The following is a 15,008-nucleotide window of genomic DNA, read 5'->3' as shown; positions in this document are numbered from 1 at the left end:
ACCACCGCTTAAGTCGTGTTCGCAGTTTCACAACTCCCCCGCACGCGCCTCAAGACGCCTCGCCTTGCGTCGATCCATGCGCTCCTTCAAGCCCATCAACAGATCCCACTCCACCGGCACAATAAATAGGGTGAGGAAGGTTGCGGTGGCAAGACCGGTAACAAAGGTTGAGGCCATCGCGCCCCAGATCAGCGAGTAGCTGGGGATACCGATTGCCATCGGCAGCAGGCCGAGAGTGGTCGTCAGCGTAGTCAGAACAATCGGGCGCAACCGTACTCTTATCCCCTCTCTAATCGCCTGCTGGCGTGACAGTCCTGAGCGGTAACCACGATTGATGAAATCGATCAGCACCAGCGCATCGTTCACTACCACGCCGGTAACACCAACAACGGCGATGAAACTGTTCACGGTGAAGAGCGACTGGGTCAGCATCTTGCCAAAGACCACGCCGATGATGGAGAAGACCACCGCCGAGATAACAATCATCGGTTGCAGGTAGGAGTGGAACTGGGTGGCCAGGATCAGGTACATCAGTAACACCGCCAGACCGAAGGCGTAGGTGAGTGAGGTGTAGGAGCGCTGCGTCTCCTCGAACTCACCACCGAAGACCAGCGTCGAGCCCGGATAGTTCTCACGAATACCCTGATAGTAATCCTTCACCCAGGCGACCACGGTTGGACTGGAGAAGGGCGCGCCGGTTTTGATGTTGGCGGTAATCGTCAAGCTACGCTGCTTCTGGTAGCGATGTAACTCACCCGGTTCGACCACCGCTACCGGCTCGACAAGATCACCCAGATAGACCGGCCCCGAGGGGTGCTGTAGCAGCGGCACATCGAGTGCGGCCTCAGGACTATCGAGGAAGGTGGGATCGACCCGCAGCTTGAGATCGATCTCCTCCTCGGCGGCACGAAACTTACCGATAAAGCGACCGTCGAGCACCGAGGCAGCAAGACGCGCTGCATCGGCAGTGGTCAACCCATGCTCCTGGGTCCGCGCCTGATCGACCACCATGCGAAACACACGCGCGGGTAGACCACTATCATCCTCGAGCTGGGTGAGATGTTCGGCAAACTGTTCGTTTCCACGTAGCGCCTGCAGGACATCCTCGGCCAGTCCGTTCACACTCGCCTCGTTATCGCCGACAATGCGCACGTTAAGATCCTTGCCCGCTGGCGGACCATCCTTCTCTGCACGCACCTTGATCTCGAATCCATTACCGGCAAAGCGCTCGACCAGCCGCTCTCGCATCCGTTCCAGATGGGCCTGTGCACCCTCGAAGGCGCGCTGATCCTTTTTCGGCAGCGCCACCATCACCGTGCCGCGATTGTGGCCAAACTCCTGCTCATAATCTTCGGTCACCGAAAAACCGCCAAAGCCTGCCGCCGAACGTGCGTAACCCTCGCCATCGGCCATCACAAAACGCGCCATCTCTTTGGTCTTTTTCGCTGTCTCCTCAATCGAGGTATCGGCCGATCCTTCGATGAAGGCGTAGTAGAGGTTGTAGTCGTCGGGGAAGAACTTGATGCGAATCAGCGAGGAGGCACCGGTTATCGACATCACCAGAATGGAGATGGCAACAAAGAAGGCGACCACCACCAACGAGACACTGGTGATACGAAAACGCATCGTTACGTTGACGATCCGTTCGGTGATGTTGCGTAGCGGACGCATCAGCGCATTATCGTGATCCTCATCGGGCACATGACCCGGCTTCGGTCCGTAGTCTCGGTAGTGGAGCGGTAGAATCAGTAGACACTCGATCAGCGAGGCGATAATCGCAAAGCTGACCGCCTTCGGGATCAGGGCGAAGAATTCACCCGTCGAGCCGGTCATCAGCAGCATCGGCAGGAAGGCAGCAACGGTGGTGGCAGTGGCCGCGATGACCGGAATCATCACCTCGGAGGTGCCATCGATAATCGCCTTAGAGAGATCATCCCCCTTCTGCACATGGCGGTAGATATTCTCCACCACCACGATCGCATCATCGACGACGATGCCGGAGACGAGCACGAAGGAGAAGAGCGTGATCTCATTGAGCGAGTTGCCTGTCAGCTTCATCAAAATCATCGTGACCAGGAAGGCGAAGGGGATACCGACGGTGGTCAATGCTGCATTGCGAAAGCCCATGAAGTACCAGATGATCAGGCTCACCAGCACGATTCCGAGCGCCATGTTCCAGCCCAGGGTGCTGATCGACTCCTCGATATAGGTCGATGAGTCCTGGGTCAGGACAACCTCAACCCCCTGCTTCTGTAGCACCGGAATAAAGCCGCTAACCACTCGGTCGATCCCATCAAAGATGGTCAGTGCATTGCCATCCTCGGTCTTGAGAATCTTGAGTGTGACGCCATCACGGCCATTGACCGAGGTGATCACATGCGGATCACGATGGGAGATCTTCGCATCACTCGCCACATCGCTCAGCTTGACGAAGGAACCGTCCTGATCTCGGCGTATAACGGTATCGAGCACCTGCTCACGATCACGGAACTTCTCATCGACCTTGACCACGTACTCGCCGGAGCCATCGGTGAAGTCGCCCGCCGGGATCGAGACGTTGGCCGCCTCTAGCGCGGCCGCCACCTGCTCGTAGCTGATGCCCTGCGCATTCATGCGCCCGATATCGAGATAGACGTGGAACTCGCGCTGGTACTCCCCCTCCAGCACCACCTCCTGCACCCCATCGACCTGCTCAAGCGGTATCTTCAGCTCCTTGGCCATCATCGAGAGCGCACGGTTGGAGCGCTCGCCAACCAGGTTGACCGAGACCACCGGCAACCAGTCGGCGGTCTGGATCATGGTGAAGCTCGGCGGCTCGACCATATCGGGTAGATCACCGAGCATCGAGAGCACGCGGAACCGCAGCTCGTCATAGCGCGCATCGTAGTCGACATCATCACGGAACTTGACCACGATCACCGAGAACTCACGCGAGGAGTTGGCACGGATGAACTCGACATCCTCCAACCCCTCGAGCGACTCCTCGATCTCGCGGGTCACCAGCGCCTCCACATCGCTCGGCGAGGCGCCCGGGTAGAAACTGGAGATCAACACTTTGCCGAAGTTGACCTGCGGGTAACGCTCGACCGGTAGCTCCATCACCGAGAAGGCACCGGCAACGATCAGCAGCACGAAGACCAGATTAAAGAGGACGTTCTGCTTGAGGGAGAATTTAACGACCGGGCGCATCGGTTACTCGCCCCCACGCAGGATGAAGCGATCACCCGCTTTGATCTGCGGCGAGGCGAGGCGCAGATAGCGCTGCTCGCTATCTGTATTGTGAACACCGAGCTGTACGACCCTGATTCGCTCGCCATCCTCTCGGGTCAGCCAAAACTCGTCATAACTCTCCTCTACCGCCGCAGCGGGAAGCGTTACCGCACCGCTACGCTCTGGTAGTTTCAGATCGAGCAGCAGTCGCAGACCGCCACGCCGTTCGGGTAGCTCTCCCGCCAACTGCAGCTCGACCACGATCTTGCGCGTATCTTGATCGAAACCGGGATTAATCCGGTATAGGGTCGCTGCAACACTCACGCCCCAGTCTGGCAGGGTCAGCTCAAGTTGATCCTGCTGCTGTCGTATTGCCGCGAACTGACTCGGTGTCAGGGCAAAGGGGACCAGCAGCTGTGAGAAATCGGCCACCTCCCCCAGCACTTCGCCCTCATTCACCCGCTGGCCGGGCTCGATCAGACGACTGGTCACTCGCCACCCGATGGGTGCCGTAACTGCGGTTCGCTGCAGCCGCTCCGCCAGGGTTTTCTCATGCACCTTCAGCTCAGCCAGACGCAGGCGGCTATCGCGCAGCTGCTGCTCCAACTCATCAAGGCGCGACTTGGAGGCACTCCCCTTACTGCTCAGCTCCCGGTAGCGCTTGGCCTCGAGCTTGTCGTAATCGATACGCGAACGCAGTTGTTTCTGCTGGATACGATTCGCCTCGATATCGAGCTTGATAAAAGTTGGATCAAGCCTTGCAAAGAATCCCTTCGGGCCGATTACATCCCCGACATCTGCATTCGCACTCAACACCTTGCCACTGCTCTCAGCCACCAGCGGCAACCGCGCATGGGCACGTGAGAAACCAGTTAGGGAAACCTGGCGAAAGGCGGGCTGTGCCGTTACCACCGTCTGCGACTCTTCGGCACCCTGCACACTCACTACCGACGCACCGAACAGCAACGTCGAAATCAGCAATCTCATCATCTTCATCATCCGTTACTCCCCTGCTTGAAGCTGCTGACACCTGCCAGTGAAAATCTCACCACATGGTCGACCAACGCGTCGACACGTTCTCTAATCGCTGGAACTTCGGGATGGAGACGGGCGATCAACGGCTGCGCGTGGTAGTAGTAGAGCACCTGTCCGGCGATACTCGAGGCGCAGTTGAGTACCACTTCCGGTTCGGCATCAGGACCGAGCATCGCGGTAACGATATCCTGCAGCTCCTCGGCATCGGCGGCGATGTAGGCCTGCACGATATGGTCGAGTGCTTCAGTAGGCCGGGCCATCTCCATCAGATAGATAGCGGCGATATCACCCGCCTCCCGCTGATCCTCCTCGCAGTAGTAGAGCTCCTCGAAGAAGGCACGAACATAGATAGCCAACCGCTGCTCGGGGGGTTCACTACGCGGCAGAAATGGTGTGCGATAGGCGCGTACCGCCTCAAAAACACGATCGAAAATCGAGGCGTAGAGGTTACGCTTATCACCAAAATGATAATTAACAGCGGCGATATTCGCCCCCGCCCGGCTGCAGATCTCACGCACCGTCGCCGCATCGTACCAGACTCTGCAAAGACTGCCCCGGGAGTCGCTATTTTTGCGAAGCTTGTTTTGGGCATCCAAGCCAAGCAAGCGGCAAATATAACGCGACCGTTTATGCCTACGGCGCCCCGACGTCCTGCGTTCGTTGCGTAATCACCTCTTCGCGGCTCTACACAACTCCCTCAGTGACTCTACGCCGACATAAAGCCGCTGCTGCATCTTCTTCGTCGTTCGCTCGCGCTCTCAACTACGAATAGGCAGACGGCGTCGACTATCGCGGACTAACCGCCTTCGCTTCGCTATCCATGGCGGTCAGCGGTTGCCGCCCGCAGCAGACGCTCGCGGGTATTCTCAACCTCTTGCTCTCCCATACTCCCCCTACCTATTTCAAACAACCGTTTGAAACAAGCATATGAAACCCTCCCGGAAATTCAAGTATGAAGTGAAGCGGTATCCGATTAGTTCGCTTTGCCTAGAGCTGCTCGGCTCCTTTATCATCCCCTTTCAAATGGACATCACACCACAGGGAGAGACATGGTGAACCGAATCACCCTCCACTCAGCATTACTGCTGGCACTCTTCGCCTGCTCATCGATAAGCCACGCCGCCGATGAGGCACGCCAGCTCTTCAGTGCGCTGAAGCAGCAGGTCTATCAGGTACGGGTACTCGACACCTACACCTCGGATCAGTCGAGCATCGGCTCCGGCTTTCTCGTCACTGCAGATGGTCATATAGCCACCAACTATCACGTCGTCTCAAGCTATGTGCAGAAACCAGAGAATTTCCGGCTCGAGGTAAAACAGCACGACGATACCCACCTACAAGCGAAGTTGGTTGGTTTCGACATCATTAACGACCTGGCAATTCTTCAGATCGAACAGCGCGAAACCGCCTACTTTTCAATCAGCGATGGAGGCCCTCAACAGGGCGAGCGCATCTACTCAATCGGTAATCCCCACGATCTCGGCATGACGATTATCGAAGGCAACTATAACGGTCTGGTTGAAACCTCACGTTACGACCGCCTCCACTTCTCCGGCTCGCTCAATCCCGGCATGAGCGGTGGCCCCGCCGTTAATCAGGCCGGCCGCGTGGTCGGTATCAACGTCTCCAAGGGGGGCGAGCATATTAGTTTCCTGGTACCGGCGATCAAACTCCGACAGCTTATCGACAACCTCTCTGATTCGACCCCATCGAGCGAGTACCAGAGACAGATCGGCAAGGCACTATTCAGTGATCAGAATCAGTTCTACAGCTCTCTTTTCAACGCAAAAACACCGCTGACTCCATTTGGCGAACTGCTGTTACCCGGCCAGCTCAAGCAGTCACTCAAGTGCTGGGGCCACGCCGAGGAGAGTCCGGAGATCCGCTACAGCAGCTTTCATAAACACTGCAAAAGCCAGGACAATCTCTATATCGACAGCGATTTCAGAACCGGTACCTTCGTCTACAACTATGAGTGGTTCGATGCCGATCGGTTAAACACAGCACAGTTCTACAACACACTGGAGAAACGCTTCGAACACCCCCGCTTCGGGAACACCAGTGACAAGGAACGCATCACCGAGTTTGCTTGCACAACCCATTTTGTCACCCTCGCAGACCATTCATGGAAAGTTTCTAATTGTCTGCGCAGCTACCGCGACTACGCGGAGCTCTACGACGCTTCACTATTGATGGTCTCGGTCGACGAGTATGAGAAGGCTGCGTTGATCACAGTGGGTGCCAGCGGCATTAGCAAGCAGAACGCCCTCTCGCTCTTCAAACTGTTTATGGAGTCGATGCAATGGAAGAGCTAGTTGTTCAGGTCGGCACCCGTCACGGTCGAGTGGCCGAGGTTTTTAGAAGTGGTGGTGAGCGCATCACCTTCGGACGTGGATACGACAACAGCCTCATCCTCACCGATCCTTATATAGCCCCCACTCAGGTCGCCGTCGAACAACGCGATGGCGAGTGGTTCGTTGATGTGCTCGATGATACCAATCCGACCCGGCTCAACAGCCATGAGATCAGCGGCGCAGGCCATGCCATCGCCTCGGGTGATCAACTCTCGATCGGGCGCTCAAGATTAACGCTCTTCTCAAGCAGCCAGCCGGTAGAGGAGACGCGCAAGCTGCTTCTGAACCGCTGGCTCCATCTGGAGAACGCCGGCTTTGCCAAACTACTGATCGCCTTCATGGCCTATATTGCCTTGACCGGCATCTATCTTTATCTGGATACGGCAACCCTGTTTAACTGGAAAGCGTTCGGCCTCGCCATCTCAGCACTCACCTTGATCGTCGTGCTCTGGGCAGGATTCTGGGCACTGATTGGGCGTCTCTTCCGCCATCAGGCGCACTTCAAGGGACAATTACTAGCGACACTCCTCGCCTTTGGCCTCTCTTCCCTAATAGAACCACTCAGCGACTATTTCGACTATTTCAGCAGCAGTACGCTTGTTGGCACCATCTCGGAGCACCTCGTCTCACTGCTCTACCTGACCCTGCTGCTGAAACTCAACCTTCTGCTTGCCACCAATGTGAAGCGCACTACACAGGCGGCATTTGTCGGTGCGCTCTCCATCGTGCTCCTGTCCTATCTATATACTTCGGCCGAGCAACCCGAGTTCAGCACCCAGCCGAGCTATTCGGCGACGATCAAGCCGCCCTACGCCAAGCTGGGTAGAGATATCGAGATGGAGAGCCATCTGGATGCGCTCTCATCAATGATCGATACGATCGAGTAGCGCCTTAGCGCCACAACACGCGGGAGAAGATCGCCTTGATGTAGGCACTCTCGGGGATTGCCGGGTGGACCGGGTGATCGGGGCCCTGATGGCCCTGCTCGAGCACTTGCAGGGTACGATCGAGGTGGACCGAGGACTGCAGCATCAGATCCTGCAGTTTTTGATGGGGCAGATGGTGCGAGCAGGATGCAGAGACGAGGATGCCGTCTTTCTGTAGTACCTGCATACCGAGCTGATTGAGACGCCGATACCCCTCTACACCCTGTTTGAAATCCTTTTTCCGTTTGATGAATGCGGGCGGATCGAGGATGACTACATCGAACTTCTCGTGATCGAGACGCAGTGATTTGAGCGCCTCGAAGGCATCGCCCTCAACGCCGACAAACTTGTCAGCGACACCGTTAAGCTCGGCATTGTGGTGCGCCATATCGAGTGCGCTCTCGGAGCTATCGACGCAGGCCACCTCGCTTGCGCCGAAGGCGGCCGCCTGCACACCCCACCCACCGACATAACTGAAGACATCGAGCACGCGTTTGCCCTGCACATAGGGAGCGAGTCGTGCGCGGTTCATACGGTGGTCGTAGAACCAGCCGGTCTTCTGCCCGCCGATGATCGGTGCCTCGAACTGCACGCCGTTCTCCTCTAGTGCGACCGTCTCCGGCACCTCACCCAAGGCGGGTTCAACATAGCTATCGAGCCCTTCGAGCTTGCGAATCGAACTGTCGTTACGCCACAGCACCGCCGTCGGCTTGAGTACCTTCTCCAGTGCAGCGAGCAGTGCATCCTTCATCCGCTCCATTCCGGCGGTGGTGATCTGTACCACCAGCACATCACCAAAGCGGTCTACCACCACACCCGGCAGACCATCGCTCTCGCCAAAAATCAATCGATAACAGGGTTTATCGAACAGCGTCTCTCTTAGAGAGAGGGCCACCTTGATGCGGTGCACCAGCAGTGAATCGGAGAGCGGGTGTTTACGATCACGACTCACCAAACGTGCCGTGATCAGCGAGTTGGGATTGGCGTAACCGGTGCCAATCACCTTGCCGCTATGGCCCTGAATCTCAACCGGCTGACCCGCCTCGAAACCACTCAGTGGTGTCTGCGCTGTATCGATCTCATTACTGAAGACCCAAAGGTGTCCGGCACGCAGACGACGCTCCTCATTCTTTTTCAGACGCAATGGTGCAAACGTTTCACTCATAACCACTCACCCTTTTTAATTCTGATTGCACCACCCGCGCGCTGATGAAGCGTGCGCAGATAGGGGATAAATCGCACCACTAACCAACCCAGCACAAAACCGTAACTCACACCCAGCAGCAGACCCACACCGACCTGACTCGGATAGTGCTTGGCGAGATAGATACGGGAGATCGCAACCAGTAGCGAAACCCCGATCAGGGCCGTTCGCCAACCCCAGCCGCGCAGGAAGAAACTCATGAAGAGCGCCATCGCAAAGAAGTTGAAGGTGTGGTTAGAGGGCAATCGCCGTGATGCGATGTATGCAGTAACCGCTGCCCCGCTTGCGCAATCGGCTGAATTCAAACGGCGACCGCTTCGGCCGAAGTGGTTCTGCTTATCACATTGCATGCGGATCAACGCGTCACCACCAAGCGCCCTATCTTCAGCCACAGCAAATGGTAACGTCGACTCAACCACATTTCCACATTGCGAGATAACCAGCGCGACTCGACCAGCGGTGCGAGAAGGGTTACGATCGGCACATCCAACCCACAAAAGTAGATCACCAGCAGCGACCCACCCGATCTGATCCAGAAGTCGGCAGATGGTACGCGAGTCCGCAACCGTTCAGCGCAACCCCGCATCGGCCCGTTGCAACCCACCGCGCAGGAAAACCGCAGAAGGCCCCCCAAGTGAAGGTGGCAGGCCAACTTGCATGCTGCCGGCCCCACCCTCTGATTATTTGCGCCCACGGCTCGCAACGCCGGCTGAAGATCATAAGCGGACGCGTTCGAGGAGTGGGCTAAAAGCAAAATGGATACTGGCCGATCACCACCAGCACCATCGTCAGCCGCAACACCGCGTTTACTGCAAATTCCACAGCGAGTACCCGCGTCAGACCGACAGAGTAGCAGATTCGTAGTCAGCGAGTCGGCAGCATGCCCAGCCCATATTGATCACCAGCACTGCATCGTCGAGCCCGCCACGTCGCCACCAGGCGGCAGCAGTAATCGGCGATGAGACACTACCGGTGTGTAATCGACGACACCCGCCCCTCCGACCCGGATTTCATCGTAACCGCCCATTGGATACTTGCGCCCACGTCCTCAGCTGACGCCGTTTGAAGATCGCCAGCGCGACAGCCGCAAGATGGTACGACCAGGGTACTCACGAGATTGCGACGCAACCCCTGTTCAGAGCACGGTCGCTCGGCCAAGCAGGCGATGAGCGGTCGCGCACCCAGAACGGCGATATTGGACCCACCCTGATCGACGCATACGCCACGCATGGCGGCCAGTGAATCCGGCTAATACAAGCGAATCCCGACCGCAACCCAGCAGCGCACCCGGTTCAGACGCTCCAGTTGGGTAGCTCCGCCACCAGCGCGGCGATCAGAGCAGCCACCCAGCCGGCAAGCAGCAGAACGGTAGCAGAGATCGCCAGCGATCCCGCTCAGAAGAAGCCGCGACGGCGATGGCAGGAACCATGCGTTGTGGCCGTTACCTGATCAACCACCAGAAGAGCGTGATCAGCATCGGCGTAGGCCTCACCACCCGCAATCGCAGCGGGAATCGCCCACGCAAGCGCAATGGCAGCCCCACCGAGCACCGAGGCGAAGATCGCCAGATACCAGCGCGGCAGACTGACGATGCGGCCCGCGCCCATCCACCACGGTGCCAGTAGCGCAGTCGGTAGGGTCAGCAGCAGAATCACCGGTCCCTTGGCCAACACACCCAGACCGATGGCAACGGCCAGAATGAGCCAGCCACGCAGGCCACCACGCTGCCAGGCGTCGATCACACCACTCAGGCCGAGCAGGGTGAAGAAGACCATCATCATGTCGAACATGGTGGCGGTGGTGTAGAAGGCCCAGAAGAGTGAACCGAGCAGCATCAGTGGTGCGAGTTGAGCCACCACCTCGCGCTCGGGCCAAAGGCGACGCGCGATATGTATGGTTAGAAAGAGTGACCCGAGACCAAACAGCGGTGGCACCAGTCGCGGCCACCACTCGTTCACACCGAAGATCGACCAGCCGAGATTGAAGAGCCAGAAGAGCAGCGGCGGTTTGTGGCTATAGGTCTCGCCATTGAGGTGCGGCACCAGATAGTCGCCACGCAGCCACATCTCCCAGGCAACCGTCACATAGCGCGTCTCATCAATCGGTGCATAGCTGCGCGACAGCAGTGAGACGATCATCAGCAGTAGCCAGCCGCCAAGCAGCAGCCAGGGTGTTGAGATCCGCAGCCTCATTGAAGTGAGCTCGCTCATCTACGCCTTCTGCTGCTCTTCAACAGCCTGTTCCTCACCCAGTTCCCGATCGATCTCACGATCGAGGCTACGACCGTGACGGAAGCGTCGGTAGAGATAGGCGCCGAGCACTCCAGAGATAACAAACAGGGCGATAGCGAGACCGATACGCAGCACGGGATCAACCTCAATACCACTTCCAGCCAGCGCGAACACCGCCGTCTGTGGGATGTAACCGAGCGCCGAACCGGCGATGAAGGCAAAGGCGGGTACATGGGTCACACCCGCTGCCAGATTGGTCGCGAGGTTACTACCGATCGGCAGCAGCCGAATCAGTACCGTCATTGAGAAGGTGTGGCCACTAAGAAAATCATTAACGCGGCGAATGCGTCGTTCGAAACGCGCCATCACCAGCGCCCGTCCGAAGAGTCGCGAGTAGTAGAAGGCGATCACACAACCGAGGCTAGCCGCAATCAGTGCAGCGAGAGTTCCGAAAAGGAAACCGAAGGCGTAACCACCGAGAAAACCGATCAGCTGACGCGGTAGACCAACAGCGGTGGCGAGTGCACCGATGGCAATAAAGATCAGCTCACCGTCGAGCCCCTTGCCGCGGATCTCACTATCGATCCAGCCCTTATCGAGCAGACTGCCGAGTTGAGTCACCTCAAACAGATAGCCCAGCGCGACCAGTGAGCCAATCAGCAGTAGGCCACGCAGCAGTATTCGGGGGTTCATGCAATGCGGCCCAGCAGTACTACTGCCCGCCCGACTCCCGAGGCTGTTCAACCACTTCGGGCAGCTTGGCGCGTTTGAGCAGCCAGCGCACACCGAACAGATCAACCAGACCGACCCAGAGGCGGTTGTGCAGACCGTACTTGGAGGTGCCCATGGTACGTGGACGATGGTTCACCTTGACCGTATCGATCACGCCACCGTTGCGGATGATCAACGCCGGCAGAAAGCGGTGCATGTGGTTGAAGTAGGGAAGTTCCAAAAACGCCTGACGGGAGAAGACCTTCAGGCCACAACCGCTATCGGGGGTGCTGTCGCGCAGCATTGAGGAGCGCACCTTGTTGGCGACCCGCGAGGAGAGTTTGCGCAGCCAGTTATCCTGACGCTTGTGACGCCAACCGGCGACCATCTGCAGATTGGCCGGGGCATTGTCGCCCTGAATTACCGCGAACATGGCCGGTATGTCGGCCGGGTCGTTCTGTCCATCACCATCGAGGGTAGCGATCCAGTCGGCCTGTGCAACACGCACACCACTGCGCACGCTGGTACTCTGTCCACAGTTGACCACGTGCCGCAGCACGCGCAGCTGCGGCAGCTCTGCCATCATCTGCTGCAGACGCTGAGGGGTCTCATCGTCACTGCCATCATCGATGTAGATGATCTCGTACTCGATCTTTCCCTGCAGGGCGTCTCGAATTTCCTCGATCAAAGGGCGGATATTGTCGGCCTCATTACGGACCGGAACGACTACCGATAAGTCCATGATTCTTTAGGTTTCTCTGCGGGTGAGCCAATAGTAGCCGGCTATTATCGCAGGATTGCATACCATTTTCCTCATTAATTGGTTACCCCTCAAAAGCAACAGATTTCACCGGGAGTCGCTATTTTTGCGAAAGTTTGTTTTGGGCATCAAGCCCAAGCAAACAGCAACCAACTTAACGCGACCGTTTAGCCATGCGGCGCCGACTCGCTGCGTTCGTTGCGTAATCACCTCTTCGCGGCCTACAAACTCCTCACTGACTCCGCCGACATAAAGCCGCTGCTCATCTTCCGTCGTTCGCCGCGCTCTCAACTACGAATAGGCAGACGGCGTCGACTATCGCGGACTAACGCCTTCGCTTCGCTATCCATGGCGGTCAGCGATGGACAAGCCGTTATCGCTCTGCTATAGTTAGCCGTCCATAACCAGTCAGGACAGCGGAGAGAACTGCGCAATGAGCAGCTCGCAAAACGCACTCACCAGCGAAACCAGCCCCTACCTTTTGCAACACGCGGATAACCCGGTGCAGTGGTATCCCTGGGGTGAAGAGGCGTTGCAGCTGGCGCATGAGACGGGCAAACCGATCCTGCTCTCAATTGGCTACTCCGCCTGCCATTGGTGCCATGTGATGGCACACGAATCGTTTGAACACGATGATCCGCGCGCCCTGATGAATGAGCGTTTTATCAACATCAAGGTCGACCGTGAAGAGCGCCCCGACCTCGACAAGATCTATCAGACCGCCCACCAGCTGCTGACCAATCGTCCCGGCGGCTGGCCACTAACGATGTTTCTCACCCACGATGCTCAGGTGCCCTTCTTTGGTGGCACTTACTTCCCACGTGAGCCGCGCTATGGCATGCCATCCTTTGCCGACATTCTCAATCAGGTAGCCGATTTCTATCGTGACAACCGCAGCGATATCGACAAACAGAACACACCACTGCTCGATGCACTGGAGAAAATTAATACCCCGCACCTCTACAGCAGTGGCAGCAATGAGATCACCATCGAGACCCTCGACCAGGCCTATCGTGAGCTAAAAAAGAGCATTGAGCCGGAACATGGTGGCTTTGGTCGCGCCCCTAAATTCCCCCACTGCACCAGCCTTGAGCGGCTTCTGCGCCACTGGTCGGCCACTGGTGATAATGAGGCACTGGAGAGCGCTACTTTCACCCTGCGCAAAATGGCACTCGGCGGTCTCTTCGACCATCTCGGCGGGGGCTTCTGCCGCTACTCGGTCGATAACCAGTGGATGATTCCCCACTTCGAAAAGATGCTCTACGACAATGGCCCACTACTGAGCATCTACAGCGAGGCGTGGCAGATCACCCACGAGCCGCTGTTTCGCCGCACCGCTGAAGAGACCGCGCGTTGGGTGATCCGGGAGATGCAGTCCCCCGAAGGTGGCTACTTCTCCACCCTTGATGCCGACTCCGAAGGGCACGAAGGGATCTTCTACGTCTGGCACCCAGAGACGATCAAGGAGGTACTCGAGACCGAACAGTATGAGCTCTTCTCCCGCCACTTCGGGCTCGATCGCAAGGCCAATTTTGAGGGGAGTTGGCATCTACACTGCTACGCCGATGATGAAACCCTGTCGAAAGAGTTCATGCTCGATATCGACTCAGTACGGCAACAACTCGATGGTGCTCGCGAGACACTCTTTAGACTTCGCGAACACCGCGTTCATCCCGGGCGCGACGAGAAGGTACTCACCGCCTGGAACGGCCTGATGATCAAGGGCATGGCGGTTGCCGGTCGCATCTTCGATAACAGCGCCTTCATCGATTCAGCCGAACGGGCGCTCAACTTCATTCGCCACAACCTGTGGAAAGATGGCCGCCTCTTTGCCAGCCACAAGGATGGACAGGCGCGCCTGATGGGCTATCTCGACGACTACGCCTTCCTGCTCGACGCGTTACTCGAGTTGTTACAGGTACGCTGGTCACGCAACGATCTCGACTTCGCCATCGCGCTGGCCGATGTCTTGCTGGAACACTTTGAAGATAAAGAAAATGGTGGTTTCTTCTTTACCGCTGACGATCACGAGGCGTTGATCCAGCGCCCCAAACCACTCGGTGATGAGTCGACTCCGGCCGGCAACGGTATCGCCGCCTACGCCCTAAATCGTCTTGGCCAGCTACTGGGGGAAGAGCGCTACCTGAACGCCGCCAGACGTACCCTCGATGCCGCCGCGCCGATGATCAGCGAGATGCCACATCGCCACAACGCACTGCTGCTCGATGTTGAGTCTTCGGTCTACCCCTCGCAGATGTTGGTTCTTCGTGGCAACGAGGAGGAGCTCCGCTCATGGCAGCAGCTGGTGGCACGACAATACTCGCCACGTCGCCTCGCCTTCCCTATCCCCTCCGACGAGACGAATCTTCCCGGCGCACTCGCCGAACGTACCCTGCGCGGCGATTTCACCGCTTACCTTTGCAGTGGCAACGCCTGCTCCTCACCGATCACTGCCAAGGGCGCGCTGGCCACACTCAAACAGCAGCTCGACACCCCTGACTAGCCAACACCCCTCAACTGACACAGATCAAGCATTAAACCACTAAAAGTATGGTAATTTGAGCGCCAATTTATGCG

Annotated in this window: 12 protein-coding genes; 4 read left to right on the top strand and 8 right to left on the bottom strand. The window is 57.5% G+C overall.

Annotated elements, in window-relative coordinates; translation table 11 throughout:
• Positions 1-27 precede the first annotated feature (27 nt).
• From HUE57_RS06135 to HUE57_RS18710, 3 genes are read right to left on the bottom strand one after another with little or no spacing between them, the layout of a single operon-like run.
• Complete coding sequence (locus tag HUE57_RS06135) at positions 28-3,189, bottom strand: efflux RND transporter permease subunit (protein WP_078485047.1); 3,162 nt, start codon at positions 3,187-3,189, stop codon at positions 28-30.
• A gap of 3 nt (positions 3,190-3,192) precedes the next feature.
• Positions 3,193-4,209, bottom strand: coding sequence for an efflux RND transporter periplasmic adaptor subunit (locus HUE57_RS06130; RefSeq protein ID WP_078485048.1), 1,017 nt, complete (start codon positions 4,207-4,209; stop codon positions 3,193-3,195).
• Positions 4,206-4,763: a CerR family C-terminal domain-containing protein gene (locus HUE57_RS18710; RefSeq protein WP_202034680.1), complete on the bottom strand. Its 558-nt coding sequence runs from the start codon at positions 4,761-4,763 to the stop codon at positions 4,206-4,208. The genes HUE57_RS06130 and HUE57_RS18710 overlap by 4 nt, the downstream gene beginning before the upstream one ends.
• 531 nt (positions 4,764-5,294) lie before the next feature.
• Here HUE57_RS18710 and HUE57_RS06120 point away from each other — a divergent pair.
• Both HUE57_RS06120 and HUE57_RS06115 read left to right on the top strand, forming a co-directional pair.
• Complete coding sequence (locus HUE57_RS06120; protein ID WP_078485050.1) at positions 5,295-6,560, top strand: S1 family peptidase; 1,266 nt, start codon at positions 5,295-5,297, stop codon at positions 6,558-6,560.
• The gene (locus tag HUE57_RS06115) at positions 6,548-7,486 is read left to right on the top strand and encodes an FHA domain-containing protein (RefSeq protein ID WP_174672899.1); all 939 of its coding nucleotides are present in this window, start codon (positions 6,548-6,550) and stop codon (positions 7,484-7,486) included. The genes HUE57_RS06120 and HUE57_RS06115 overlap by 13 nt, the downstream gene beginning before the upstream one ends.
• Before the next feature lie 4 nt (positions 7,487-7,490).
• Here the strand turns inward: HUE57_RS06115 and HUE57_RS06110 are convergent, their stop codons facing one another.
• The 5 genes from HUE57_RS06110 to HUE57_RS06090 all read right to left on the bottom strand — a co-directional run bounded on the left by HUE57_RS06110 (position 7,491) and on the right by HUE57_RS06090 (position 12,413).
• A complete protein-coding gene (locus HUE57_RS06110; protein WP_078484171.1) occupies positions 7,491-8,690 on the bottom strand; it encodes a class I SAM-dependent rRNA methyltransferase in 1,200 nt (399 codons plus the stop codon).
• Positions 8,687-9,121, bottom strand: a complete 435-nt coding sequence (locus tag HUE57_RS06105) for a phosphatase PAP2 family protein (RefSeq protein WP_338140938.1) — start codon at positions 9,119-9,121, stop codon at positions 8,687-8,689. Before HUE57_RS06105 ends, HUE57_RS06110 begins: the two co-directional genes overlap by 4 nt.
• Before the next feature lie 1,002 nt (positions 9,122-10,123).
• The gene (locus HUE57_RS06100) at positions 10,124-10,939 is read right to left on the bottom strand and encodes an ArnT family glycosyltransferase (protein ID WP_174672897.1); all 816 of its coding nucleotides are present in this window, start codon (positions 10,937-10,939) and stop codon (positions 10,124-10,126) included.
• Entirely contained in the window at positions 10,940-11,653 is a 714-nt protein-coding gene (locus HUE57_RS06095; protein WP_078484174.1) for a TVP38/TMEM64 family protein, read from the bottom strand.
• A gap of 19 nt (positions 11,654-11,672) precedes the next feature.
• Positions 11,673-12,413, bottom strand: coding sequence for a glycosyltransferase family 2 protein (locus HUE57_RS06090; RefSeq protein ID WP_078484175.1), 741 nt, complete (start codon positions 12,411-12,413; stop codon positions 11,673-11,675).
• Positions 12,414-12,537: 124 nt separating this feature from the next.
• On the opposite strand from HUE57_RS06090, the gene HUE57_RS06085 reads away from it, so the two are divergent.
• Both HUE57_RS06085 and HUE57_RS06080 read left to right on the top strand, forming a co-directional pair.
• On the top strand, positions 12,538-12,684 hold the full coding sequence (locus HUE57_RS06085) for a hypothetical protein (protein WP_174672896.1): 147 nt from the start codon (positions 12,538-12,540) through the stop codon (positions 12,682-12,684).
• Between the two features lie 180 nt (positions 12,685-12,864).
• Positions 12,865-14,934 carry a thioredoxin domain-containing protein gene (locus HUE57_RS06080; protein ID WP_174672895.1) on the top strand — a complete coding sequence of 690 codons (2,070 nt, stop codon included), beginning with the start codon at positions 12,865-12,867 and terminating at the stop codon, positions 14,932-14,934.
• Positions 14,935-15,008 lie beyond the last annotated feature (74 nt).

This window comes from Candidatus Reidiella endopervernicosa (genome assembly GCF_013343005.1).
Taxonomy (GTDB): Bacteria; Pseudomonadota; Gammaproteobacteria.
Note: the sequence above shows the minus strand (reverse complement) of the source record. Positions and strands in the feature narration are given on the sequence as shown.